The organism is Enterovibrio sp. QJM3NY_24 (assembly GCF_057786035.1).
The window spans coordinates 1,375,756-1,402,405 of record NZ_CM173519.1 but is presented as its reverse complement, the minus strand read 5'-3'; the positions used below and the strand labels follow the sequence as shown (position 1 = coordinate 1,402,405).

At 47.4% G+C, this 26,650-nt stretch carries 22 protein-coding genes; 9 read left to right on the top strand and 13 right to left on the bottom strand.

Annotated elements, in window-relative coordinates; translation table 11 throughout:
• The 5 genes from AC3CIC_RS06225 (at position 1) to AC3CIC_RS06205 (ending at position 5,397) form a co-directional block, all read left to right on the top strand.
• Positions 1-1,392, top strand: coding sequence for an aldehyde dehydrogenase family protein (locus AC3CIC_RS06225; RefSeq protein ID WP_488515644.1), 1,392 nt, complete (start codon positions 1-3; stop codon positions 1,390-1,392).
• A gap of 244 nt (positions 1,393-1,636) precedes the next feature.
• Positions 1,637-1,996: a hypothetical protein gene (locus tag AC3CIC_RS06220; protein WP_016959207.1), complete on the top strand. Its 360-nt coding sequence runs from the start codon at positions 1,637-1,639 to the stop codon at positions 1,994-1,996.
• A 575-nt stretch (positions 1,997-2,571) separates the two neighbouring features.
• A complete protein-coding gene (locus AC3CIC_RS06215; protein ID WP_488515643.1) occupies positions 2,572-3,402 on the top strand; it encodes an ABC transporter ATP-binding protein in 831 nt (276 codons plus the stop codon).
• Positions 3,399-4,364, top strand: coding sequence for an ABC transporter substrate-binding protein (locus AC3CIC_RS06210; protein WP_488515642.1), 966 nt, complete (start codon positions 3,399-3,401; stop codon positions 4,362-4,364). The genes AC3CIC_RS06215 and AC3CIC_RS06210 overlap by 4 nt, the downstream gene beginning before the upstream one ends.
• Before the next feature lie 70 nt (positions 4,365-4,434).
• Complete coding sequence (locus AC3CIC_RS06205) at positions 4,435-5,397, top strand: FecCD family ABC transporter permease (protein WP_488515879.1); 963 nt, start codon at positions 4,435-4,437, stop codon at positions 5,395-5,397.
• A gap of 47 nt (positions 5,398-5,444) precedes the next feature.
• Here the strand turns inward: AC3CIC_RS06205 and AC3CIC_RS06200 are convergent, their stop codons facing one another.
• The 3 genes from AC3CIC_RS06200 to AC3CIC_RS06190 all read right to left on the bottom strand — a co-directional run bounded on the left by AC3CIC_RS06200 (position 5,445) and on the right by AC3CIC_RS06190 (position 8,115).
• On the bottom strand, positions 5,445-6,134 hold the full coding sequence (locus AC3CIC_RS06200; protein ID WP_488515641.1) for a DUF1826 domain-containing protein: 690 nt from the start codon (positions 6,132-6,134) through the stop codon (positions 5,445-5,447).
• A 4-nt stretch (positions 6,135-6,138) separates the two neighbouring features.
• The gene (zigA, locus tag AC3CIC_RS06195) at positions 6,139-7,344 is read right to left on the bottom strand and encodes a zinc metallochaperone GTPase ZigA (protein WP_488515640.1); all 1,206 of its coding nucleotides are present in this window, start codon (positions 7,342-7,344) and stop codon (positions 6,139-6,141) included.
• Positions 7,345-7,740: 396 nt separating this feature from the next.
• Complete coding sequence (locus tag AC3CIC_RS06190; protein ID WP_488515878.1) at positions 7,741-8,115, bottom strand: hypothetical protein; 375 nt, start codon at positions 8,113-8,115, stop codon at positions 7,741-7,743.
• A 209-nt stretch (positions 8,116-8,324) separates the two neighbouring features.
• Between AC3CIC_RS06190 and AC3CIC_RS06185 the strand changes: the two genes are divergently transcribed.
• The 4 genes from AC3CIC_RS06185 (at position 8,325) to AC3CIC_RS06170 (ending at position 13,239) form a co-directional block, all read left to right on the top strand.
• Positions 8,325-8,705 (top strand): transposase, encoded by a 381-nt coding sequence (locus AC3CIC_RS06185; protein ID WP_488515639.1) that lies wholly within the window; start codon positions 8,325-8,327, stop codon positions 8,703-8,705.
• A gap of 571 nt (positions 8,706-9,276) precedes the next feature.
• Positions 9,277-10,308, top strand: coding sequence for an IS630 family transposase (locus AC3CIC_RS06180; RefSeq protein WP_488515638.1), 1,032 nt, complete (start codon positions 9,277-9,279; stop codon positions 10,306-10,308).
• Complete coding sequence (locus AC3CIC_RS06175; RefSeq protein ID WP_488515877.1) at positions 10,290-11,795, top strand: flavin-containing monooxygenase; 1,506 nt, start codon at positions 10,290-10,292, stop codon at positions 11,793-11,795. The genes AC3CIC_RS06180 and AC3CIC_RS06175 overlap by 19 nt, the downstream gene beginning before the upstream one ends.
• A gap of 430 nt (positions 11,796-12,225) precedes the next feature.
• A complete protein-coding gene (locus tag AC3CIC_RS06170) occupies positions 12,226-13,239 on the top strand; it encodes an AraC family transcriptional regulator (RefSeq protein WP_488515637.1) in 1,014 nt (337 codons plus the stop codon).
• 284 nt (positions 13,240-13,523) lie between these two features.
• Here AC3CIC_RS06170 and AC3CIC_RS06165 read toward each other — a convergent pair whose 3' ends face one another.
• The 10 genes from AC3CIC_RS06165 to AC3CIC_RS06120 form a co-directional block, all read right to left on the bottom strand.
• Positions 13,524-15,137, bottom strand: a complete 1,614-nt coding sequence (locus AC3CIC_RS06165; RefSeq protein ID WP_488515636.1) for a phytoene desaturase family protein — start codon at positions 15,135-15,137, stop codon at positions 13,524-13,526.
• Between the two features lie 36 nt (positions 15,138-15,173).
• Positions 15,174-15,950 carry an SDR family oxidoreductase gene (locus tag AC3CIC_RS06160; RefSeq protein ID WP_488515635.1) on the bottom strand — a complete coding sequence of 259 codons (777 nt, stop codon included), beginning with the start codon at positions 15,948-15,950 and terminating at the stop codon, positions 15,174-15,176.
• Between the two features lie 354 nt (positions 15,951-16,304).
• Positions 16,305-17,063 carry a maleate cis-trans isomerase family protein gene (locus AC3CIC_RS06155; RefSeq protein ID WP_488515634.1) on the bottom strand — a complete coding sequence of 253 codons (759 nt, stop codon included), beginning with the start codon at positions 17,061-17,063 and terminating at the stop codon, positions 16,305-16,307.
• Positions 17,060-18,103, bottom strand: a complete 1,044-nt coding sequence (locus AC3CIC_RS06150; RefSeq protein ID WP_488515633.1) for a carbon-nitrogen hydrolase family protein — start codon at positions 18,101-18,103, stop codon at positions 17,060-17,062. The genes AC3CIC_RS06155 and AC3CIC_RS06150 overlap by 4 nt, the downstream gene beginning before the upstream one ends.
• Positions 18,104-18,111: 8 nt before the next feature.
• On the bottom strand, positions 18,112-19,026 hold the full coding sequence (locus AC3CIC_RS06145) for a fumarylacetoacetate hydrolase family protein (protein WP_488515632.1): 915 nt from the start codon (positions 19,024-19,026) through the stop codon (positions 18,112-18,114).
• 24 nt (positions 19,027-19,050) lie between these two features.
• Positions 19,051-20,175 carry a cupin domain-containing protein gene (locus AC3CIC_RS06140; protein WP_488515631.1) on the bottom strand — a complete coding sequence of 375 codons (1,125 nt, stop codon included), beginning with the start codon at positions 20,173-20,175 and terminating at the stop codon, positions 19,051-19,053.
• Positions 20,165-22,504 (bottom strand): bifunctional salicylyl-CoA 5-hydroxylase/oxidoreductase, encoded by a 2,340-nt coding sequence (locus tag AC3CIC_RS06135; RefSeq protein WP_488515630.1) that lies wholly within the window; start codon positions 22,502-22,504, stop codon positions 20,165-20,167. The genes AC3CIC_RS06140 and AC3CIC_RS06135 overlap by 11 nt, the downstream gene beginning before the upstream one ends.
• Complete coding sequence (locus AC3CIC_RS06130; protein ID WP_488515629.1) at positions 22,501-22,959, bottom strand: acyl-CoA thioesterase; 459 nt, start codon at positions 22,957-22,959, stop codon at positions 22,501-22,503. The genes AC3CIC_RS06135 and AC3CIC_RS06130 overlap by 4 nt, the downstream gene beginning before the upstream one ends.
• Entirely contained in the window at positions 22,956-24,434 is a 1,479-nt protein-coding gene (locus AC3CIC_RS06125) for an indolepyruvate oxidoreductase subunit beta family protein (RefSeq protein WP_488515628.1), read from the bottom strand. Before AC3CIC_RS06125 ends, AC3CIC_RS06130 begins: the two co-directional genes overlap by 4 nt.
• Positions 24,435-24,443: 9 nt before the next feature.
• Positions 24,444-26,648, bottom strand: a complete 2,205-nt coding sequence (locus tag AC3CIC_RS06120) for a thiamine pyrophosphate-dependent enzyme (protein ID WP_488515627.1) — start codon at positions 26,646-26,648, stop codon at positions 24,444-24,446.
• Positions 26,649-26,650 lie beyond the last annotated feature (2 nt).

The following is a 26,650-nucleotide window of genomic DNA, read 5'->3' as shown; positions in this document are numbered from 1 at the left end:
ATGGCAGAACTCAATGTTTATCGCCCATTTGATGGTGGGCTGATCCGTTCCATTCCTCTACAAAGCGCCAATGACGTTGAAACCGCTATTGCCACCGCACATAGCCTGTTCGAAGACAGGCAAGCGTGGCTTGCGCCTCATCAACGTATCGAGATCCTCGAGCGTGTGGTCGAGATTATGTCGTCACAGGTGGAGGTGCTCACTCGCCTTGCCGCAGAGGAAGGTGGAAAACCCTACACCGATTCAAAAGTTGAAGTGTTACGGGCTATCAACGGCGTGAAACTGGCCGTTGAACATATTCCCCAGATTAAAGGCGAGCAAATCCCGATGGGCCAAACGGCTGCATCGGTGAATCGACTCGCCTTTACGATTCGCGAACCGATCGGCGTCGTGTCTTCTATCAGCGCCTTTAATCATCCGCTCAATTTGATTGTGCATCAGGTGATCCCCGCACTGGCGGTGGGCTGTCCGGTCATTATCAAACCGGCACTCACCACGCCCCTTTCTTGTCTTCGTTTAGTAGAAGTCCTGCACGAAGCGGGATTACCCAAAGGTTGGTGTCAGGCCATTGTGTGTGAGAACGAAGCTGCCAGTAAGCTGGTGACTGATCCACGCATCAACTTTTTGTCTTTCATTGGCTCATCGAAGGTCGGCTGGGCGCTGCGATCGCAACTGGCTCCCGGCACGCGCTGTGCGCTTGAGCATGGCGGTGCAGCTCCCGTGATTGTTGATACCAGCGCCAATATAGAAGAAGTGGTTCCTAGCCTTGCTAAAGGTGGGTTTTATCACGCTGGGCAAGTGTGTGTTTCCGTCCAACGTGTTTATGCGCATCAATCATTTTGTCGTGAACTGGCGGTGAGGATTGCTGAAGCTGGCGAGAACATGAAAGTTGGCGACCCACTCAATCCCAATACCGAAATTGGCCCGTTGATCCTTCCTCGAGAAGTCGATCGCGTTGACGATTGGGTTCAGGAGGCGATTGAAGCGGGCGCGGAACTTCTGAGCGGGGGCAAGCGCATCTCAGACACCTGCTATGCACCAACCGTGCTGCTCAACCCGCCTGAAAACGTGCGCGTTTCTCAAATGGAAATCTTCGGCCCGGTAATATGCGTCTATTCCTACGGCGAGAAAGAAGACGCGATAAGACGCGCTAACGCTCTGCCCTTTGCATTCCAAGCCGCCGTGTTCACCAACAATTTAGAGAATGCTCTTCACATCACGCAAAGGCTCAAAGCGACGGCAGTCATGGTGAACGACCACACGGCGTTTCGCGTTGATTGGATGCCCTTCGGCGGTCGAGATTCATCGGGTGTCGGCTTAGGTGGCATTCAATACTCCATGCATGAAATGACACGAGACAAAATGCTGGTGTTTAAGAGCCCGAGTCTTTAGACGTTTAGCAAGACTCGAACCAAATAAGCACAAAGTGACAGTGACTTTGTGCTTTTTTTTAAAACCCTCTGTTTGACATCGATTACATCGATTATCCGCACTTTCTCGTGTGATTCATGTGGCTAAAAACTAACCATTCATATAGAATCGCCGGCTCTTAGGTAACATGACTTACCTTGACCTTTCAGACAGTGCATCAGGAGACCGTTTCTGTCTGCGTTTACACAAGCACAGGCAATACTTCATGCACATTCTTAAACTTAGCGGCACACTCGCAGTAGCCACGCTTTGTATCCAGCTGGTTAACATGATCAGTGTCCGCTACCTTGATGCATCAAACGTTTTGATGTCGGCAGCGAAGATTTGTCTTCTCGCCATCCCATTTATGTATATCGGCAGTGTCGGCTTCTCCGTTTATTACGGCAGTGGCGCACAAAAATTCCCGTATGTTTCACTGGTGCTGATGGCGGCGGGTTTTTCTACTTTGTTCGGCATTGTTCTGACGCTATTTTTTCAGAAAGTCATCCCCACTCCCCAGCAGCTACTTGGCTGTGTGCTACTACTGGCAGGAATTGGTGTCACTGTGCTGGGTAAAAACGCATGATAATCTTGTTTACCTGAATTTCAGATACAACCAAGTTTATTGTGTCATTACTGAGGGAGCATGACAGGATAAATACCAACCGATTCTGTCATGCTCTTACATACTAGTTCTCATATTATTTATTTTCCTCATACTTCTATATTCATTGATTGAGAGTGCTTGATTCTAAGCTCTCTTGTATTTGTCCACTCCCCATTTGGGATTTTCCATGCATCTAATGAATGCCCGCCTCCAGAGTAACCACATTTTTTATAAGGCTATCATGGTGTGAACCAAAAGCGAGAACGAGAAAATACGAATAAATGGGATGTTCCTACACACCTCTCGTTTGGCATAAGAAAGTCTATCGAAAACACTTGAGATGAGACTAATGGGATTTGTATTGTGAAACACGTTTTGGAGCATAAACAGCTTAACTAGCCTCCCCCTCGCCCTCACGCGCCACCCTCCGCTTTCTCTGTCCTATTGAAAAAGACCTCTGACCAATCCGCGCAAGTGATCTCCGTTATTGACAACTGCCACCGTCAAAGTGTTATGTTATAACATAACACTTTGGCACGAATGCCCTGATGTAAATGGACGAAATGAATCAACCCATAATTTCTGCTCGAGGGCTATGTGCTGATGGCGCTGCCGGCTGGCGAGCCGTCACAGATGTGACCTTTGATGTTTTCAACGGTGAGTGCGCCGCCATTATTGGCCCCAATGGCAGTGGTAAATCCAGTCTGCTGAAAGCCATTACAGGTGAATACCGCACCGTAATGGGCGAGTTGACGATCGCGGGCATCACCGTGAATGCAGTGCCTAGACAACAAATGGCAAAGACTGTGGCTGTTGTTGCGCAGCATGAACATGTTGACCCTCGGTTAAGTGTCAGCGAATACGTTTGGCTAGGGCGAGTGCCTCATACCTTTTGCTGCAGTAAAAAGGAGCATAAAAGGGCTGTTCAGCAAGCACTTGAAGATGTCAGCCTGTCACACAAAACCGACCAACCTTTTGGCACCTTGTCAGGGGGAGAGCAGCAACGCGCAAGTATCGCTCGGGCATTCGCGCAAGAACCCAAACTCTTGCTGTTAGATGAGCCTACAAACCACCTGGATCACCTCGCCCGCCTTGAACTGCTGACATTGGTGAAACAAAGAGGCATTGCCTCCATTGCTGTCTTGCATGATTTACCTCTTGTCGCACCGTTTGCGGACAAAGTCATTCTCATGTCGAATCAAAGGATGGTGGCCTGCGCATCACCCGATGTGGTCATGCAAAATACATTCATGACACCCGTTTTTGGCTTGAACGTTATTCAAATCAATCACCCGAAAATCAATAGCACGGTTCATCATTTTGAAGCGGCGCAAGCGCGTTTTCATTCACCCATACATTCACCCGCAATAGGAACCCTTCAATGAAGTTGTCTGTCATCTCTACGCTGTTCTTCTTTCTCTCACCACTTGCAACAGCAAACGCCACAAGCACGGATTACCCCGTGACCGTCGATAACTGCGGCACTTCACTGACCATTGAGAAGAAACCAGAGCGTGCGGTTTTTCACGATATCAACATGACAGAAATGGCGTTTGCGCTGGGGCTTCAGGAAAACGTGATCGGCGTGACGGGTATTTCTGGCTGGTACAAGATGTCACCAGCCTTTGAACAGCGATTGGGAGATATCCCTGAACTCGCGCCCAAATATCCCTCTTTGGAAACGCTTCTCGCCGCCAATACCGATTTCTTTTTCGCCGGATGGAATTACGGCATGAAGGTGGGGGGAGACGTAACGCCACAAACGCTAAAACCGTATGGCATCGAGACGTTAGTGCTAACGGAAAGCTGCATTCATACTGGCGATCAACGTGAACCAGCCAGCATGGAACTGCTTTATGGTGACGTCATAAAACTGGGGATCATTTTTGATAAGCAGGATAAAGCAGAAGCACTCGTCACGAAGTGGAAAACAAAATTGCGCACCTTGGCGAACAAACAAGCACGTGCAGGTGCCCCTGCGCCGAACGTCTTCTTGTTTGACTCGGGCGAAGACAAACCCTTTACGGCGGGTAAATACGCCATGCCCAATGCCATGATTGAGGTGGCAGGCGGGCGTAACGTTACTGACGACATGCCGACAAGCTGGGCGCGAACATCATGGGAAAACGTGGCGCGCGCCAATCCTGATGTGATCATCCTTCTCGATTATCAAACGGCAAGCGGCGCGGATTCCTTGAAACGCTTTCTGGAACAACATCCGCTCATGAAACACACGAATGCCGTGATTTCTGAGCGTTATGTAACGTTGCGTTACGAAGAACTAACACCAGGGCCGGCCAACATCGACGCCATCGAAACGCTCTCCGATACTTTCTTTCCGCAGTAACGTGAAGGCAGCTTAACGCCGAATGAAAATCAAAAAATACCGGATGGCATGGCTGGTTGGCATCGCAGCCATGCTGTTTGCGTTCTCAATGAATGTGCGCTTTGGTGCTGTTCCGTTGTCGCTTAATGACGCGCTTGTTGGCTTGCTCTCTTTCCATGATCAAGAGATAAGCATGGCAAGCCGTATTTTCATTGATTTGAGGTTGCCAAGAGCCTTACTTGCTGTGATCGCAGGGGCAGGTTTGGCCATGGTGGGCGCGCTGCTTCAAACCGCCACACGCAACGATCTCGCCGATCCGTTCTTATTTGGTTTGTCATCAGGCGCATCAGCGGGGGCGGTATTAGTGATCACGCAAGTGGGAGACGCCCTTGGCGTGTGGTCATTACCGATTGCGGCTTTCTGCGGCGGAATCATCTCCGCATCTGCGGTGCTTTTTTTGTTTTCGATGCAGAAAAAACGGGGCGACAATAACCTTGTTTTGTGTGGCTTAGCGATATCCTTTTTGTTTGGAGCGGTCACCAGTTTTCTGATTTATTCCGGCGACCAGCGCGCGGCAAGTTCTATCTTGTTCTGGACAATGGGGGGCTTGGGGTTGGCCCGTTGGGATAACCTTGTTTTCGCCGCTGTTGGGGTGTTGTGTTTGGTGGTACTGCTGCTGAAACGGTATCGCGAACTCGACACCTTACTGGTGAGCGAACAAACCACCCACTCTCTCGGCATCAATGTGCATCGCCTGCAAAGCGAGGTATTTCTGTGCTGCGCCTTTTGCACTGCCTCGATTGTTTCACTGACGGGAGTAATTGGCTTTATCGGGTTAATGGTGCCTCACCTTGTTCGCCCCTTTTCAGGTATGACGCACAAGCTGGCACTTCCCTTAATTGCGCTATGGGGAGCCGTGATTTTGTTGCTGGGTGATGTTGTCAGTCGCACCGTGTTAGCGCCTCAAGAACTGCCTGTTGGCATTGTCACTGCTGCATTAGGCGGCGTGTTTGTTCTCTATCTGGTTTGGCGAAAGCCGCTTGATCGCCGATAAAAAACAACAGCCCCAAACGGGGCTGCGTGCAGCGTTATTTGATCCTATCAATCCGCAAAATCGAGCGTCAAAAGCAGTCGGCTTTGGTCTGGATCATGCGTGGGGGATCGGTGTACAAGGCCCGCTTCTTCGTTTCCTTCCCAGCTTTCCCCTTTGAGTAAGGCAACGTCAAAGCACTTGAGCTGACGAATGTCTTCCTCACAGTCGTACAAGCCTGATTCGTTGTCCGGTTTGCCGCCGCTTCCCATGCCTAACTTAGATTGGTCAGCCACATTGTGCGGCAGCCATTCTGTCGCCACGTTTTGATAGGTGGTGACCAAGCGACAAGGGACTTTATCCGTGTGGAAACGCGGGCACATGGCGTTATCAATCACGGTTAATCGTAAACCGGCACGCTTGAGATCGAACAAGCAGCAAAACATGTTCACCAGCAATTCAATGTCATTGATCAGTGTGTGATGCACAACCAGATCGAGCGACTCTTCCAAGCTTTCACGCACGTTTTCTGGCGTGACGTTCATGGAAGCTCGGTAATGGGGCTTTTCCATGATCAACGCGCTGACAGCATTTCGCGCAGCTTCAGGAAGCTCTCGCTCCCAAATCGCGATGTTTGTGTCGTCTCGGTAGATATCACCTAGCACGGTAGGATCCGATCCTATCGCTTCTCTGCGTATCAAAACCTCAGCTGGGCGATGTTCGGTGTGGCGAGTTTGAGTAGGGGAAATATCAGAATACATGTGGTCACTCCGCGTTGATGAATGGGTCGGTTACGCCTTGCCAGTGTGCGTGACCTAAAGAAAGTTCATCGTCGTTTAATAAGCACGCATCAAGGTCAGCAATCATTTGGGTTTGATCTAACCCTTGGCCGATAAAAACAAGCTCCTGACGCTTATCGCCGAAAGGTTCTACCCATTGCTTTTGAATGGATTCAAGGTAATCGCTATCTGTTGGCCACTCTTCCTTTGGAACGGCTTTCCAAAAAAGCCCGACTGCGCCGTATCTCGCCATGCCACCCGCTTGGCTCCATTGCCAGGCGAAATCAGGGTGAGAAGCTAGCCAGAAATACCCTTTTGAACGCAGCAACTTCCCGTATTTTTCGGTGCGATGCAGGAATTGATGGAATTTTTCAGGGTGAAAAGGACGACGCGCCAAGTAGCTAAAACTGCCAATGTTGTACTCTTCCGTTTCCGGTATGTGTTCGCCGCGCATTTCTTTTAACCAACCCGGAGCTTGTTGGGCGCGATCGAAATCAAAGAGGCGGGTGTTCAAGATAGCATCTGTGTCTACCTTGCCTTCTGCTATCGGGATGATCTTGGCTTCGGTATTGAGGCTCTTGAGGATGGCGATTAAGCGCTGCAGCTCATCGGGTGAGGTCACATCGGTTTTGCTGATCAGAATGACATCGGCGAACTCCACTTGATCAACGAGGAGGTCAGCGACACTTCGCTCGTCCTCTTCGCCCAGCGATTCTGCTGTCTCGGTGAGATCTTTCGCTTCGTCAAAATCCTTCAAAAAGTTGACGGCATCAACCACGGTAACCATGGTATCGAGTTCTGCGACATCAGACAGTGACACGCCATTGTCATCCGTGAATGTGAAGGTTTCAGCAACAGGAAGGGGTTCAGAAATGCCCGTGGATTCAATCACGAGATAATCAAACTTTCCGCTGTTGGCAAGCGCAGACACTTCAATCAGTAAATCTTCTCGCAGCGTACAACAGATACAGCCGTTACTCATTTCAACGAGTTTTTCTTGGCTGTGATTCAGCGATACTTGGTCTTTCACTATCGCGGCATCAATGTTGATTTCGCTCATGTCATTCACGATGACGGCGATTTTCTTTCCGTCTACGTTGTTGAGTAGGTGACTGAGGATGGTGGTTTTCCCAGCACCGAGAAAGCCAGACAACACGGTGACTGGCAGCTTATTTTGCACACTTGACGACATTGCTAGCGTCTCTTTCTCATTATTAGTTATGTTATAACATAACATAACAAGACAGGCGGATCATCGGCACTCGCTGATCGACACTCAACAAAGCACGATAAGTATCAACGGTGAGCAACAGAACGAAAAAAGCCATCTTTTCAGATGGCTTTTGGTTAGTCGGCATTCGCTCAGTGAACGGAATGCCTCAGGTTTTTAACTAAATAAATAGGACGTTATCTTCGTTAAACGAACCCACAAATGTATTTTCAAATGCGAGTGTTACTTCAGGTGTGTCCTTGTGCTGGATGTAGGTTGTCGCATCAGGCCTACTTCTGAATAGCAAAAGGTCATCAAAGTTATGATAGTTTTCACTCACATCAATATGGATCACATCAGAACTTGCATCGAAATCTTTTACGATTGAAGTACCCCATACATTGGTGTCTCTGATATTTCGAAGACAAAGGTGTCTGCCCCACTTCCCCCAGAGATGACGTCAATATCGCCGCCCTCATGATCTGATGAACTTTCCGAAACAACGCGAATAACAGTATTGCCATTATCCATAGAGAGTTGGATGTTGTTATCAGCACCATTGGTAGGCACGTAGACAATGTCTAGACCATCATTTTCAGTCTCGAAATCCTCAATGACATTGTGACCCGATTCGCCACTGATGGAGAAAATGTCATCGCCTGCTCCACCCGTTAATGTATCGTTGCCATTGCCACTTTCTATAAGGTCAGATGCGTCACTACCAACCAGTTGGTTGTCTTCATCATTCCCTATAATGTGCTCTCCAATCCCCTGTTGAACAGTGAATGTGAACTGTTCTGACGATTAGTTTTCCGCCTGATAATCAAGCAACGTAATACTTGATGTCGGTTCATAAACTGAAGGCAGCATGACCACGGTGTTGGCGCCTTCTTGCGTAATGATCAAATCATCGGACTAATCCCAATAGCCGCGATCAAATCATCAGGGCCTCAAACAGGTAGATGATGATGGGCAAATCCAAACACAAGATCAGTCACTGGAAAGAATACAACCAAGCCCTGAAAAATCGTGGCTCGGTCACCTTCTGGATTGATGCTGCTGCCATCAAATCTTGGCACTTCAATAAACACCATGGGAAGCGCGGTCGGAGTTTTCAATTCAGTGATGCATCGATCGAGACGGCATTGATGATCAAAGGGATTTCAAGCTCCCTTTACGAGCCCTCGAAGGATTTATTAACTCCGCTTTTTATGCTCATGGATGTGCCGCTAACGTCGCCTGCTTATAGCTGTATTAGTAAGCGACAAAGACCGTTGAGGTTCACTATCGCTCTCCAAGTCGCGGATCCATCGCTCATGTCGTCATCGATGCCACAGGTCTAAAAGTGTATGGGGAAGGCGAAGACAAAAACAACAAGAAATAAATATAGTGAAGAAATATTTAACGGCCCTTTACTGCTATTCCTAAATCACATTTCACTAAATATGCTCAACAAGACAACTGTTTTTTATGGTGTCATATCAAGTTAATGATCCACTGACTTGATTAACACCTCATACTGCCATTGACTCTCTCTAAAGCATTAAACCTAAAAATATAAACTTTCACATAGAATCCAACCCATTTTAATAAATTAAATTTAAAATTTTATAGCAATTTAAAATATCATCATGGTAATGACTTTCATTCAGCCTCACCCTTTTATACAACCACCGCGTAAAATATCCAGTTGCCGCATAAAACGTAGGGATTACGAAAATATTAATATTTAAATACACACCCAAGATGTACTGTAAATAGACATCAGTGAGCATATAATCATCGCTCAAAACATGGCCTATAACGGTCAGTGAATCATCTCTAACACTTATTAGGTACATTCATGATTAAGGATATACCCGTGATCATTGAAGATGCTTGATTTTTTAAACGTTCAGGATCATGCTACAGACCATGAAAATATCTCTAACCGATAATCAGAAAAAAGAACTCGAAATCCAACATGATAAAACTCGTGATGGTCGAGTGCGTGACCGCATTAAAGCGGTACTTCTTGCATCTGAAGGTTGGAGTGCCGCAATGATTTCACAAGCTCTGCGTATCCACGAAACAACTGTGCATCGCCACCTTGTTGATTACACATTATCGGCAAAACTAACGCCTTTAAATGGCGGTTCATCAGGCTATCTAACGGTGATTCAAACCATGGCGTTGATAGAGCATCTGACCGAACATACATACCATCACACACATCAAGTCATCGGCTATGTTATTAAACAGTTTGGTGTTCAATACTCGGTTCCTGGAATGAACAAATGGCTGCATCACAATGGTTTCAGCTACAAGATGCCCAAAGGTGTACCTCATAAGTTTGATGAAGCCAAACAGAAAGCCTTTATTGAGGCTTATGAAGCGCTCAAAGCAAGCTGTAGCAAGGATGAGTCGATTCTATTTATCGATGCCGTTCATCCTACTCAAGCGACCAAAATATCTCATGGTTGGATACGAACAGGGCAAGATAAATCGGTTGAAACAACGGGAAGTCGAAGTCGTCTCAACCTGATTGGCGCTTTGAATCTTGCCGATATTGGCGGCACTATCATTAATGATTACGAGACCATAAATAGTGAAAGTATCGTCCGTTTCTTCTGCCAAATCAGAGAGCGTTATCCATTAAGTAACAAGCTCCACATCATCTTAGATGGTGCGGGATATCACCGCAGTGACTTAGTCAAAGATGCGGCGTTTGTCCTTAATATTGAACTGCATTATCTTCCACCTTATAGCCCCAATCTGAATCCAATAGAACGGCTTTGGAAGGTGATGAACGAGCATTCAAGGAATAACGTTTACTTCAAAAATAAACGGGCATTCAGAGATGCAATTGAGACATTTTTCGCGGTAACTCTTCCAGAGATCGCTGGCTCACTAACGTCTCGAATAAATGATAATTTCCAGACTCTAAAATCTGCACCTTCAAGTTAATTGGGTATATATGTATTATTGGAGCAGGGTTTGCCGGTTTAACATCTGCAAGAGTATTTAGTGCACTAAACTACAACGTTACCCTATATGAAAAGGAGGCTGATGTTGGCGGCGTCTGGTCGGCTTCTAGGCGCTACCCGGGATTAACCACTCAAAATACCCGAACAACCTACGAGCTATCAGATTTTCCAATGCCTTCTAGTTATCCTGAGTGGCCAAGCGGCGAGCAGGTTCAGCATTACATGCAATCTTACGTCAACCATTTTGGGCTCAATAATAATATCCATCTTAACACGACCGTGACGAGTTCATCCTATAACAGTAATACAGAAAAATGGACGGTCACTGTCGAACAAAAAAGTGCTGATGGATCTGTGAAACAGCATTCCAGTGAGTTCGATTTTCTTATTGTGGGTAATGGTATTTTCTCCATTCCTTCAGTACCAACATATGAAGGAATTGATAGCTTTAAAGAAGCAGGAGGCACACTTTGCCATACCAGTGAGTTCATCGATAGGGAGATGGCAAGAGGCAAGAACGTACTGATCATCGGCTATGGTAAATCGTCCTGCGATGTCGCTAGTGCTATCCATGATATTACTAAAAATACCGATATCGTGGCCCGTAACCTGATCTGGAAAATCCCAAAACTCATCGCTAACAAGCTAAATTACAAACACCTGTTCCTATCCAGAATGAGCGAGGCACTTTTTCGTTACATCCACCTTAGAGGTGTTGACAAATTCTTTCACACCGTAGGAAATCCCATCCGAAAATCAATGCTGAACTCTGTCGAGTTTGTTGTTGAACGGCAACTTGGTCTACGCCGCCTAGGACTTCACCCCAATAAACCACTGGAAAGCATCGCTAGAAGTACTGTGAGTCTAGTCAGTGATAACTTTTACGAAAATATTGAGAAAGGAAAGATAGGAATAAAGAAAAATACAGTCATTACCGAACTGAAAGGCCGTCAGGCGACCTTATCAAATGGTGACGTCGTACCTGTAGACCTCATTATATGTGGTACTGGTTGGAAACAGGTTTGCCCTTTTTTAGATGAACAGACGCTCTCAAAAGTGACAGATAAAGACGGTAATTTCAGGCTTTACCGTTCAATACTTCCAATCGGTGCAGAGCGGCTGGCATTTAACGGTTACAACTCATCATTTTTTAGTCAGTTAAATTGTGAAATTGGTGCTTTGTGGCTCGCAGACTACATGAATGGAGGCTTTTCCTTACCTACCGAAGCTGAGCAAAACAAGATTGTCGATGAACGCTTAGCCTGGATGGAACAACGCACCGATGGAAAACACTCCAAAGGCACCAATATTATCCCTTTCTCAATACATCACATAGACGAACTTCTTGGCGATATGAATATGAATGTCAGCAGTTTCACGCGCTTTAAGCAGTGGATGGGTGCTCTACATCCTTGTGTTTATTCTACGATTTTACCCAAGCTACAAAAAAAATATAACAGGTTATAAAGTAAAATTTAAAGCGTGATCTTTCCAAGGCAAGGAGATCTACCTCCTCCGCCTTGGAAAAGACATCCGCGACCAGAACATGTCAACATGGTCGAGGTGTAACAGGTATTTATCGATTTGAGAACACCCGCTTGCTCCGACCCACGGAGGTACGCAGTGAGCAAACCACCTATATCTTCCCCTATCAAACCTAGTGACAGTCAGAATCCAATTCAGCCCAGCATAATACACCATCGCAATAAGCCGCTAGGTTTTCTACTCAACCGTTAAAGAACACGATTTCTTGCCAATTTCGGACATTAAATGCAGATAATGGATAGCAACGCCAAAGTGTTAATGTATTGTTAATATAAATGATATCATTTGGTTTCATTCAAACCACGAATGAAATTTTCAGTAGGAACACTTTAGTGTATTGAGGATAAAAGTGATGTATACCTCAAAAACAGACGGTATGTTTTACCAGCAACTACAACGAGAAATAGGCACACCCAAAAGGCTGATCTTTGCCTCAAAGAAAACGGACGAAGTTCGCGAAGCGGTTGGTAGGGTCATGAAGCCACACTCACTACAAGTCATTGATAATGTTCTTCCTCTCAACGCTAAGATGTACCACCTGAAGGTTGGAGATGTATCGGTAAGCCGACTTCAGTACGGTTCACGTGTCACTATAGATCCCGGGAATTTGGATGATTTCTATTTGGTACAAATGCCATTGAGTGGGCTAGCTGACATCGATAACTCTTATGAGAAAATTTGCTCAGACCCTCTTCAAGCATCAGTCTTGAGCCCTGACTCAGCAATAAAGATGGAATGGCATACAAGTGTGGATCAGTTGTTGGTAAAAATCCCCAAGTCACTTATCGAACGTACAATGGTCGGTATTTTAGGGTATCAGATAGAGCACCCGTTAAGATTCGATCTCGGTTTCGATTGGCAAAGTAAACCTCAATGGGGAAGCATACTACCAAGCATCATCAACTTAGCTTCAAATATCGAAGTGACTGACAATCACAACAAACTTATTACTTCACAACTCGATCAGCTAATCACTACTTGTCTGTTAAGCGCTCACCACCACAACTATACTTCCCAAAGTTCTGAGCTGAAAACAACCACCGTGCGCCCTCGGCACGTTCGTTTTGTCCAAGATTATATCGAGGCTCATATTAGTGAGAGTCTATCGCCTGAACTACTCGCAACCGTCGCAGGTGTTAGTCTGCGCAGCCTTTATTCAGGATTTAAGGATTTTCTCGGGATCAGCCCGATGCAATATCTTCGCGATGTTCGAATGGATAAAGCTCGTAGTGAAATATTGAGTGACCAAGCACAGAGTGTTACTGGAGTAGCCATGAAGTGGGGATTCACACATATGGGGCGGTTTAGCTGTGAATATAAAAAGCGTTATGAAGAAACACCACGCGAAACATTGCAACGTTTATAAAAGCGTGAACTCATCAAAGCTCAGGTTTTCTATTTTCCGCTCACTTTCTAACATTTATCCGCCGCTACCACGTTCCTGAATTGATAATATACAGGTTTGTTACCCTCATGCTGCAATACATTAGCAGTATTCATTTATCGAGTAACACTTGTTAATTAAAATTCTCACCATCGAATCACTGCCAATAAAATCTTGAAATAAATTTTAGTGATTAAAAAAAGTTTGGGTGAAGAAGAGATGATACACACCCAAACAAAAGAAAAGAAAAGAAAGGTCGTGACGTATTAATTTGTCAGTTTTTTGGCCACCAAATACCCAGAGGTCGCACCCAATCCCGGCCCAGGATGTGTGCTCGCGCCAATATGATGTAAGTTAGGGATATGTGTATTGTGGGCCCGCGTTTTTTTATTGGGTGCAAACGGTCGCAGCCAGAAAAACTGATCAGGGCTACAAATGCCAGAATAAGGATCACCTCCTACCAAATTACAATTAAGACGCTCCAAATCAACAGGGCAATAGGATTTTCTCCCGACAATTATTTTAGACAATCCGGGCATCACGTTTTCTAATCGCGACTGAACACGGTCAGCGACTGCCTCTTTGACAACGTCATTCCACTTGCCATTTTCAGGTATTGGGATCTCATTCAGTGCATCACCCTTGATGAATGAGGGAAGCTCCTGCATCTGTATCCAAAGGATCCATCCACCATCAGGTGCCCTGCTGGGATCAACAGCAGTCGGTTGCCCTATGCCAAGGGTTGGTCGAGCGGGTATTAAGCCATTATTAGCCTCAGTGACCGATAGGCAAACCTGCTCCATACTTTCGGTAAGGTGAACGAGTGGAACATTGACTAGCTCTGGCGTTCTCCATGGCGGTGGACTTGAGAGGGCAAAATGAATCTGCATCCCCCCCCGCCCAAATTGATAACCTTTGGCTTTGGTAAGCAAATCCTCTGTCACTGAAACGTCTTTATCAAGCAACCCTTGGTACAGTTTTTCTGGTGTCACGTTACAAATAACGTCTCGCTTCGCCCTATAACAGGCATTATTGGTCTTAACGCCCAGTGCCCGCGGCTTGGATTTCTGCTCGTTAGTGATGATCCCAGTGACGTCAGCATCACACAGAGCTTTACCGCCATGCGCTGTAATCACTTTCAGCAGAGCTTCAACGATACGGGCGCTGCCACCTTTGACCACTGGCATACCTCCTGCAACAACAGCAGCAAAAGTCAGTTTTCCTATCAGTGCAGAACAGGCCTCGTCTGGGCCAAGGCCAGTGTGAAGTACCCAAGGAGCAATAAGTGCTTTATTTTTGTCTTCTTTAAGCTCTCTGTTCGCCCATTTTCGGCAGGATTCCAGAGAGTCAGCAGCAAAAGACATCATGCCTTGCATGCCTCGCGCCCGCCATTCTTTGTATAGCAACTTGACCAACGGCCAGCTGTAAGGGTTCATGCCCAACAGCCCAAAAGTTAATGACGCATCCTCGCTAAATAATTTAGCCGCCATTTGTCCGAAAGCCTTACCGTCTCCTGGGTGGATAGCCTCCATGCGTGCTATGGTATCGTCTACATCGTTTTTAATAGCCAGCCCGTTACCGTCAGGAAACACAATGCCGGTTGAGTACGCATTTTGCTCAAACTCCAGACCGGCTTTATCAAGCTCACTCTTCAGCTCAGCATAACCAGGGCTTCCAACAAATAAGGGATACCAACTCGACATTATATCGTGGTGATATCCCGGGAATAGCTCCTCAGTACGGATGCACCCACCAAACACTGAGTTTCGTTCAAGCAGCAGTACCGATTTTCCTTTGACCGCCAGCAGCGCTGCGCAAACTAATGAATTGATGCCACTGCCAACAACGATGAAGTCTGCCTCCAAATCGTATTTTTCCATCATTCCTCCTTCAGGTTCCACCCGCTGAGCGATTGCTTATTCCAATAAAAGAGAGATAGCTTGCGCGGCCTGCTCAGGTCCCATCGCTGAATAACCACCATCTACGGCGTAATCTGATCCCGTGACAAAACTGGAAAGTTCAGACAGCAAAAATGCGACTACCTGCGCCACCTCTTCTGGGTTTGCAACCCGTTTTAGCAGATGAAAATTCGCCGCTACGTTATTGGTTTTTTCTCGGTTTCCGTTCGTTAGCTCATCCATTATGCGCGACCACGTCCAACCGGGAGACACTGAGTTGACACGAATATTATCTGCGGCAAAATCCATCGCCATACTGCGGGTCACCTGCAATAACGCCGCCTTTGATGCGGGATACAGCCATCGACCTGTCTGGGCAACAGATGAAGAAATACTGGTGAAATTAACAATGGCACCGCCACCCGATTTGATCAGGTATGGGCGCACCATATTTGACACCATCACGGCGCTCACGAGGTTTACGTTTAAGGCTGACAGCCAGTCATCTCTGGAGGAGGCCATTCCCTCATCAAGGTAGGTAGCCGCTAAATTAACGAGAAAGTCTATCCGACCTTCAGCCTCTTCCACGCCATTAATTGCCTGACTGAGCGCATTGTCGTCCGTAATATCAAGCTGCACATAATTCACATCCGATTGAGCGTCCTGTTCTGGGCAAGGTTCGATATCAAACACGATCACCTTGACGCCTTGACCGGACAATACCTCAACAACTGACTGACCTATTATTGTCACGCCACCGGTGACAATAGCGACTCTTCCTTCTAGTCCATCCATTATTTACTCCCTGACTCTGTGGGTTCATGCACATAACGCGCACCTTCAACTTAATCAAGGTGGTAAAAATCATCTATCCAGTTAGAGGTGGGGTTATCCGAGCAGTGCGATTATGACTTTGTCACTGTGCTTTACGTGTCATCGATCGTTTCTCGTTTGTAATAGCCGTCGATTGGCTAACAAACAGAGTCGTTTGAAAGAGGAGGAAGCGTTGGTGATGGCGTTTAGAGCGTCTTGTTTGGTCTTAATACTCTGATGAGAGCATACGTTACCTTCAATAACCAAAGAAATTGGCTGAACTTAACGCCAGCCAATACCCGTTTTCCTGTGATTTCTCTCGTACTTGAAGACGTTCTAGTACTTTCCAGACAATAAGCTGCCATACCCGGGAACTTCAGCCTTAATATTCATCGCTTTCATCATCCTATAAGCAGTTGCCACGGAGGATGAAATAACGGGGATGCCCAGTCTATCCTCTATCGGTTGTATAGATGGAAGTGATGGCATTTGAACGCAAGCGGAGGCTACCACCACATCAACATTGTCGGTTTTCAGCCGCTTAGTAATTCCAATAGGCGCGAGGGGATCTTGCGAACCGACTTCCAGATTGTCGGCAATTTCCAGCGAGATACTGTCGACAACTTCGATACCCTCACTTTCTATATACTCCACAACAAGACGTGTCAGCGGTTTCATGTAGGGAGCGAGCAGCGATATTCGTTTGGCCCCCATTATTTTCAGAGCGTCCACAAGCGCACCCGCACTGGTTACGATAGGGCAGGCTGATCCATTGTCGGCGGCCACTTGACCCAAACGACACTCTGATTCTCTGTGATAGCCTAATCCCATGCTCATAATGGCAACTAAGCAGGCATACCCCATGACGTCGACCTTTGCGTCGGACAGTTCAAGTGCGCACCGTAAGCTATCATCATCCATTTTTTCCAACTCTTCTTTAGTCACTTTTTTCATTCGCATACGGGAAGAGTGAAAAGTGAAACGCTCCGGAAGCACCTTCTCTCTTGCCCGAAAAATAGCGGGAACCTCAGTCTCCATTGTGATGTTTGAAGAAGGGACAATCTGACCAATCCGGAAGTATGTAGATACTGTCATAGATTAAGCTCCTGTTGAGCTGAGAGTAATACTGTCGACTCACTGTCTTGCTGAGTGTTTTCTAAATCTGTGCCGGGACGAATGTCCAGAGGCTGAATTGCGCGTTGGTTAAGCTGCAGTTGAAACACATCAAACCGGTTATAATGTCCCGTAATATCGTGCATTTGTCTGGGCTGGATGCACTTATTCAAGTCGATATCGGCATAAACAATGCCTTCTTCATCAATCAGCGGTTTACCAATGACACGACCGTCAGGGCCAATAAACCCACTGAACGCACTGCTTTTTCGGGATAGCAGTGCCTCCGATTCAGGGTGGCTTTCCTTAAATACATCAATCATTTCCTGTGAAATGGTTGAACAAGACACCACGGTGAACACTTTGCCCTCAAAGGAATGAGCAGCAGAGCGTAATTGTATGGCTTCTGCCATGTTGTAATCTGCTGGGGCAACAGGCAAGGAAATATAGTTGGCGACATGAATAAGTTCACCCTGTGCAAGAAGAGCAAACCGCGCCAATGTGTTGGTGTTTTCACCACACGCCAGTGTGCCGAGAGGCCCAACTGATGTGTCGTGTACCTTAAGCTGAGAACCATCCCCCGGTGCCCAGGTCAATTTTTCTGCCCAAGTCGGTACCAGCTTTCTGTGTCTGCCAATAATGTGCCCAGAATCATTTATAATGACCACGGTGTTGAAAAGTGTCCCAACGCCTGTTGGGCTGCGCTCATTGACTCCTATCACCACATTTACTTTATGACGTGCTGCGGTTTTTGCTATCTTGTCAATTTCTGGCCCCGGTATTTCAATGGCGCTCTTACAAAGCTCTTCAAACCAGCGGCTCCCCTCTGGCGGCGTCATTATCCAGTTCCAGTAGGGATATCCAGGAATAAAGACTTCTGGAAAAGCAATAAGCTCAGCCCCCTCTGCTGCCGCTTCTTCTATTAAGTCACAGGCCTTATCGATGGTCGCATCAGTATTCAGAAAAACAGGTGATGCCTGAATCGCCGCTGCTCTAAAGGCTTTCAATTTCAATGAAGGCATAAATCCCCCTAATTCACTGAGACAACAGGATGTCTGAGCGAACCAATATCTTGCAACACCGCTTCCACAACATCACCAGGCCATAACCACTCTTGCGGGCTTCTACCCGCCCCCACACCTTCAGGTGTCCCCGTTGCAATAATATCGCCAGGTTCCAGAGTTATCCCCTTACTGATATCTTCGATAAGCTCATTCACCTTAAACAACATGTGACGTGTATTAGAATGTTGCTTGACCTCCTTGTTGACCATAAGACTGAGATCCAGATTCTGAGGGTCGATCAGCTCGTCAGCAGTAACAATACAAGGGCCAAATGGCGCAAAAGTGTCTTGCCCTTTCGAATAGATCCACTGCCCTGACCGACGACAGTCCCGCGCACTCATATCAATCATCAGGCTGTAGCCAAAGACATAGTCTAGCGCCGAGGTTTTGGATACTTTCTTCGCTCTCGTGCCAATAATGACGGCAAGTTCAACTTCCCAGTCCAGTTGCTGAGTGATCGCTGCGTTATGCTCTATGGCATCACCCGGGCCGATCACCGTCGTGGGGGGTTTAGAAAAAATAACGGGTTGTGTCGGCAGCTCTTTCGCCGTATCCAAAGTACGACTGGATTCTTCAACATGCTCCATGTAGTTAAGACCTATGCCAAAAATATTCTTTCTGGGGCGAGGAATAGGCGCCAGCAGTTTTACATTGTCAAGCGGTAGGCATGTACCCGACGGCCATCTCAGGTGGTATTCTGCTAGCAGCTCTGTGGCAACACGGATCGCATCTGGGCCCATATCGATAAACGCCAGCATACATCTCGGCAACGCTGTGTTTCCTTTCTCGCCAAGCTTTGAAAGATCAATCACACTACCGTCTACAATGGCTCCCAGTCGAGATTCAGAATCAAAAGTCGGCCTATAAGTTACGAGTCTCATAATTTGTCCTTATTATGTGTTTAGTTACTGTGGTTGATGCCCATTGTTTTCTGCCAACGCTTCTTCTCGGTAAAGCCCAAGGCTCTCGATCGTTGGCAGGTCGCTAAAGCAGAAAAGGCACGCGTCGTCGGTCGTTGAGTTATTCACATGTTCATGAAAAGCCCATGATGGAACACAGAAAATGTCATTCTTTTGCCAATCGAACCGCTTGCCATTAATCACTGAGTAGCCCTCTCCTTTGGCCACGTGATAGATGTAACTCCCCGTGTGACGGTGTGCCTTGCCCTTGAAACCGGGGCGAAGCATTTGCATGCTCGCACCCATGGTTTTCATCACATGGCCCCCCGTTACAGGGTTGGTGTAATGCATCAGAATATCGTCGTAAGGGGACCCATCTGACACCGCCGCCATTTTTAACAGGGCTTTATAGGTCTGCTCCCATTGGTATTTAAACAACGGGGAGTAGGGTTTATTCCAAGTAAGGTTCTGTGGCCTGAGAGCCTGTCCGGACCAGAGACCAATACAGGTATCTACCGGCTGGGTAATCGCCTGATTTAAGTCAGGGTGCACTTTATAAAACCCAGCCTCAAAGGCATTGACCAAAGGGATATCCAGACCATCTTGCCAGATACACGGCGTACCGGATTTCTCAATACCATGTTCATGCCAAGTCCCATTGGGAGTGAGGACTAAATCATTTTCGCCTAGAAGCATCTTCTGCCCATCAACGATGGTATAAGCCCCTCTCCCCTCCACAATGAACCTCAAAGCAGACGAAGAATGCGCATGTGCACTGGCGGCTTCACCTGGGAACATCACTTGCAATCCTGAATACAACCAACCAACCGCAGCCGCCACATCTTGACGCCCGGGATTGCTCAGATAAACAACACGTCTGCCCGCTTGCTCCGGCGTCACAAGTTCAACCGACTTGAGCACCTTGCTACGCAGATCTTTGTAGCGCCATAAGACAGGGACGGACTCTGACTTCGGCTCCCACGGTTCGATTTTGTTGGCAACAGTCCACAGCGCCCCCGTGTCGAGAGACTTCAGTTCTTTGTAATAAGAAACCAACTCAGGCGTATCACTGACATTTGCACGGCCAATGACGTCCTCAGCATAATCATCGAAGTTTTCATCAGGCATCATTCTTATCCTTTTGAACAGGCTGCTCGGTATGACGAATTAATGAACTGCCTTTAGGGAGGGCCGCCAGATAGGGCGTAGAAAGGGGGAGAGGCCATTGCATTCGCTTGCATTCCTCTATTAACCAATTCGGATTAAGCATGAAGGGGCGGGCTAAAGCACAGAGATCCGCGCGACCAGAAGCAATAATGCCATTCACTTGATCCCCCTCGGTGATATTGCCAACTGCCATCGTAGCAATGCCGGCTTCGTTGCGGATCCGATCAGACATCGGTGTTTGATACATCCTTCCATAAACGGGTTTTTGCGCTGGTGTGACTTCGCCACTCGACACTACGATCATGTCAGCCCCCGCTTCTTTGAAATGGCAAGAAAGCTCCACGGCTTCATCCACTGTCGTGCCACCCTCCTGCCAGTCAGTGGCTGAAATCCTCACCGAGATAGGTTTATCTTGTGGCCAGACATTTCGGATAGCATTGAACACTTCGAGTGGGAAACGAAGGCGGTTTGATAACGATCCCCCGTATTCATCGGTTCGATGGTTGGTCAGTGGCGAGATAAAGCTGGACAACAGATAGCCCTGACCAGCCTGTAGTTCTAGCCAGTCAAAACCGGCCACTGCCGATCGCTTCGCCGCATCGGCAAAATCGTGAAGAATAATGACCATGTCTTCACGAGAAACCTCCCTTGGCACAGGGCTAATATCGGGATGGTAGGGTAGCGAGGAGGCGGAAAGAGTCATCCAATTTCCATCCTCCAAAGGCTGGTCATAATGCTCCCAAGTTGCTTGCGTAGAACCACGTCTTCCGGCATGACCCAACTGAATGCCGATACAGGCATCAGATTCACGATGAACAAAATTAACGATGTCTTTCCATGCCTGTTGTTGCTGGTCGTTCCATAAACCCGCACAACCGGGAGTCACTCTCGCATTCTTGGATACCGCGACCATCTCTGTCATCACAAGACCTGCGCCACCCATAGCTCGAGCACCAACATGCGTCATATGCATACTGTTAGGCATGCCATCCTCGGCGCAATACAATAGCGTCGGTGAAACAACAACACGGTTTGCCAGTTGTACATCTCGCACCTTTAATGGCGCGAAAAGAGGTAAGTTCTGACTTGTCGTTCCGCGGGTTTGTTGATTAAACCATTGCTCATACTGCTGCATCCAATTTGCATCTCGGAGCCTGAGGTTCTCGTGAGAAATGCGCTGAGATCTTGTCAGCAAAGAATAAGTGAATTGCTCCGGTGAGAAGTCTGAGTATCGCTGAATATTCTCAAACCATTCTGTGGAATTTCTCGCAGCATTCTGGATTTTTAGGACTTCTATACTGCGCATTTTTTCGTAGTGTTTGAGGCCTTCCCGTAGGTCAGAGTTGGACTGTCTAAGGCACTGAACCAACTCAATCGCATCTTCCAACGCCAACTTAGTGCCAGAACCGATTGAGAAGTGCGCGGTATGCGCAGCATCCCCCATCAACACAATCGGGACCTGTTTGTCCGTCGCTTCATCGCCAGTGACCCAATGCACCCAGTTCTCACAGATCACTCGCGGGAATTGGATCCAGATGGCACTACCACGGAGATGGGTGGCGTTAGAAATCAGTTTGTTGCCATCCAACCAAGGGGCGAACAACTGCTCACAATAGGCAATCCCTTCTTCCTGACTCATTTTGTCAATACCCGACTTTTGCCAAGTTTCATCTGTGGTTTCGACAATGAAAGTAGAGCGACCATCTTCAAATTGATACGCATGAACCTGAAACCAACCGTGTTCTGTCGGGACAAAAAGGAAAGTAAAGGCATCAAAGATCTTTTCTGTGCCAAGCCAAACAAACCGACATTTTCTGACGTCAACGTCCGGTTTAAACTCTGTCTTGTATTTGGTTCTGATTGCACTGTTGAGACCATCGGAGGCGATGATCAAATCCGCGTCATACTCTCTGATGAGATCCCGTTCATTATCAACATTGGTTTCAAACACCAGCTCTACGTCCAACTCCTGACAACGCGCCTGCAGAATATTCAGTAATCTTTTACGGCCAATACCAATGAAACCATGACCAGAACTGCGAACACACTGGCCTTTAAAGTGAACGTCAATGTCGTCCCACTTACTTAACTCAGACTCAATGACCGCGGAAGAAACAGGATCTGCTTTTTGTAGGTTTTCTCTTGTCGCATCCGAAAACACCACGCCCCAACCAAAGGTGTCATATGGTCGGTTACGCTCAACAACGATGATTCGATTTTCTGGGTTTTCGAGTTTCATTAATAACCCGAAATAGAGCCCCGCCGGTCCTCCTCCAATACATACAATTTTCATGCTTCACTCCCCAAATAGCCTGATTGTTCCCCGCTAATGGGGGCTAAGAAATGCTCAATGGCAGACCGCAACGCTGCGGGTATTTCAATGGATTGATGGGAATCGAGAGACGTAGTGACTAATGTTTGCTGAACGCGCATTCTCAGGTCATCGTCCTGACCGACACATCGATACTCAAGGCTGATAGATTTGGTACCCAGACGCTGCACGTCCAACTCAAGCTGAACGTCATCTCCCATCTTGCTGACGGCCACAAAATCGGCCTCCAACTTCACAATGGGCATGCCAAACCTTGATTTACCAACGTAACCAGAGAAACCGCCGTCGAGGATCTCATCAACCCAAGCCTCCAATAAGTCATTGAACATGACAAAGTACTGGGGGTAAAAAACAATACCGGCTGGATCACAGTCCGAAAATCGCACTCTGTAAGCCATTGAAAAGATAGTCGTCATGATGATCCCTCTTCAGTCAGTGAATATTGCTTTTGAAGCTCACGGAGGCGGTTACCGTTTTCATCTGCCAGCGCCGCCTCACGAAACTCTTTTAAAATGTTGGGTGTAATGACCGCTGAATGACGATCTGCAATGGACATCAATTGGCTAAAATTACGCATCCCTCGCTTATGCGTTTCGCCATAGCCCTTAACAAGACGCTGGCAAAGAGCAATTTCTTTTGAAATCGCTGAATTGGTTCTGGCTGTTTGTTTTATCCTTGCCATCCAACTTGCGATTTCACGATGTTCATTTTTGTACCTCAACGTTACCCGTCGGTATGACCGCCAACTCGCGAGCAAATAAAGCAGTAAAAAGCCAGACAAGGAACTGGTGCAGATCTTCTTTCCATCTTGCGTTCGCTTCCGGATAAACCGTGACAGTGTGGTTGAGCGCTTTACAAAGCGGCCAAGGCCTGCAGGCAGAGAGTCACAAATTTCATCCAGGCCGGGATGCAAATACTCCTCAATGTGAAGCAGTTGGTTTTCTCTTGCGCCCACTTCCTCCTGTACACGCGTAAACCTAGATGACCTGACTTTTAGGTCCGCGACCCGCATGACATCCTCAAAGCTGAGCCAGAGTGCAAGGTGACGGGCAACGGTATCGAGCAGTTGCGGAGAACCATTGAGTTCAAGGCCCTTCAGCATGTCGACATATTGTTCGGCATAGCGACTATCTTGATAGTCCATCAATCGGTTAATACCGAGGGAAATGGTGGCCTGGCACAACGTAGGAAAAGCCGTCGCCAACTTATGGATCGCTGTTGTCTGGGACGTATCCGAAGCCTTGTCATCCTGATCCGGCGCTTGCGATACTTGCAGGCAGGCCGCATCAAACGCTGCCAAACTTTCTTTGACACCAATGCCACCGCTTACAATGGTTTGCTCAAACTGATCCCTTGAGAACGGAAGCACGCCAGATTCACTGAGCGCTCCGAACAAGGCAGAACTGATCACGCTTTTATTTCGAGCAGCGACCTGAGCCATATCAAAATGAATCAGGCGCTTGGAGGACTTGGCCGCATGGGCGATAAGCGACGTAGTGTCGACCCGGCCATCTCCCATAGATGATCGTTCCTGATAGGTGTAAACCCGGTGCGTCGAAGTGATTAACAGTGTCTGCTCTGGCGTGACAAAACCTCTCTGAACGGCACGTCCCGCTTCCATCAATTCTGAGGTGAGAACAATGTCCACATCTTCTGGTATAGGCATAAGAGCAAGCACCGGATCGCCATGGTTCTCTGCAGCAACCCGCGCCGAAAAAAGCTCAACATAATAAATGGTGGCACCTGTGCGTTGAGCAACACCCGGCACGGATGTGCTTTGCGCGATGTAGTGGTTTGACTCAGCCAACTGCACAATCCAGTCAGCCAATACACCGCCCCCTTCACCGCCCATAGCCATAATGGCTATTTTTATTGGTTTATTCGGATTCATAACACGCCTTTATGTCATCTGCTGTTGTGTCTTACGGTGATAGAGGTCTTGTAGCCAACAGATGATTCTGTTCTGCAGCCGATACATGAAGGACTCAAATCGAGTTGGATGGGTGACGATTCTCGCTTTATAAAAAGAGGGGCAAAGCACAGCCGCATGGGACACTTCACCACACAGTCCGCACCCTACACAGCTGTTCAGCACACTGGCGACTGGGTCTTGTCTCAAGGGATCAGGATTAGGTTTTATGGTTAATGACGGGCATCCAGAAAGACGGATACAGGAATGATCCCCGGTACAGGTATCGTGATCGATACCGAAACGCTCCCTCACATTCCGTTGCCCGCTGTCCAACGCTTTTTTTGCGCTTCGCTTCATTCTGCGTTGCTTGTTGAGCATGCACTCACTCTGCGCAATCACCACTTTGGGGCCTGTCTGTTTGGTCGTGAGCGCTTCGCGAAGGGTGCCAACCATCCGCTTGAGATCGTAAGTGTGGTCAACGGTTTTAACCCACTTCACTCCCACGCCTTTAACGGCATTTTCAATATCATGGCCCGTACTTCTTGAGTCGTTGGTTGCCGTTGACGACAAGATGTCCTGCCCCCCCGTGGCAGCGGTATAACGATTGTCAACAATAACCGTCACATGGTCGCTTTTATTAAAGACAGCATTGGCGATACCGCTTGTCAGGCCGTTATGCCAGAAACCACCGTCCCCCATAATGGCAATTGCGCGTTTGGAATATTCGGTATGAAACGCCGAAACGCCAGCGCCACCCAACCCATAACCCATGGTGGTATTACCAATATTGAACGGCGGTAATATTGAGAACAGGTGACAACCGATATCTGCGCTGACATGGTGTTGTTCGCCAGTTTCTTTTTCTAACAGCTTGAGAGCTGTGAATATTGGCCTCTCTGGACACCCCGTACAAAAGCCTGGTGGACGAGGATTGATCAGGGTATCTAGCGGTGCAATTTCCTCGATCTCTCGATAGTGTTTATTGTCTTCAATTGGCTCGCTCGGCGAATAGAGCTCTACCACAGGAATAGTCTGAGCGACGGGAGATTTAGCTACCTGATGTTTAATCTTGTATTGCTTGAGGAATGCGGAAACCCCTTTAATCAGGGTATTGGCGTCATACTCACCAGCCAGTGGAAGATGATCTTTGCCGTGGAGTTTTGTGGCGATCCTCTGCTGGTTAAAAATACTGGCCACGTTTTGCTCTATAAAATTTGGCTGACCTTGTTCAATCACCAGCACCGCATCTTTGTCCTGACAGAATTGATCCAACTCGTCATCAATGAGCGGATAAGTCACATTGAGAACATAAAGGGGAATGTCTGACTTGCCAAAAATATCGCTAACACCGAGTTTTTCCAGCGCTCTGACCACATTGTTGTAGCAGCCACCCTGTAAGATCAGGCCCACATTTTTTTCATCGGCAGAAAAAAATTCGTTAATCTTGTTCTCTTTGATGAACTTAACGGCAGCAGGCCAGCGCTTAGCGACTTTTTCTTTTTCATGGAGAAAACTGGCAGGCGGCAGCACAATTCGGTCTAAATCTCTATACGGATTTTCTATCGCGTCTTTGGTGGTGAACTTAGCCCTGACATTGTCTGACGTTTCAAACTGGCCGTGAAGGTGGCAGGAACGAATGCCAATTTGCAGCATAACTGGCGTGTTACTCGCTTCAGATAGCTCAAAACCCACTTTTACCGCATCAACAATCGACGGGATGTTTGGCCGGGGATCCAGCAGCCAAATCTGTGACTTCATCGCAAACGCATGACTTCTCTCCTGCATGATCGATGAGCCTTCGCCATAATCCTCGCCAACAATGACCATCGCACCACCTGTGACACCACCAGATGACAGGTTCGCAAGTGCATCACTGGCAACATTAGTGCCCACTGTAGATTTAAAGGTAATGGCACCTCTGAGCGGATAATTTACTGAGGCAGACAAGGTTGCGGCTGCAGTCGCTTCGCTCGCGCTATTTTCAAAACGCACCCCGTATTCGGTCAAAATGTCCTGCGCATCAGCCAATACATCTAATAAATGCGAGATGGGGGCACCTTGATAGCCCGCAACATAACCCACACCAGACTCCAGCAGTGCTTTGGTGACGGCAAGAATCCCCTCACCATTAAAGGTGTCTCCTTTTTTTAAGCGGAGTTTACCCATCTCATTGACAAAAGAACGTTCTGCCATAT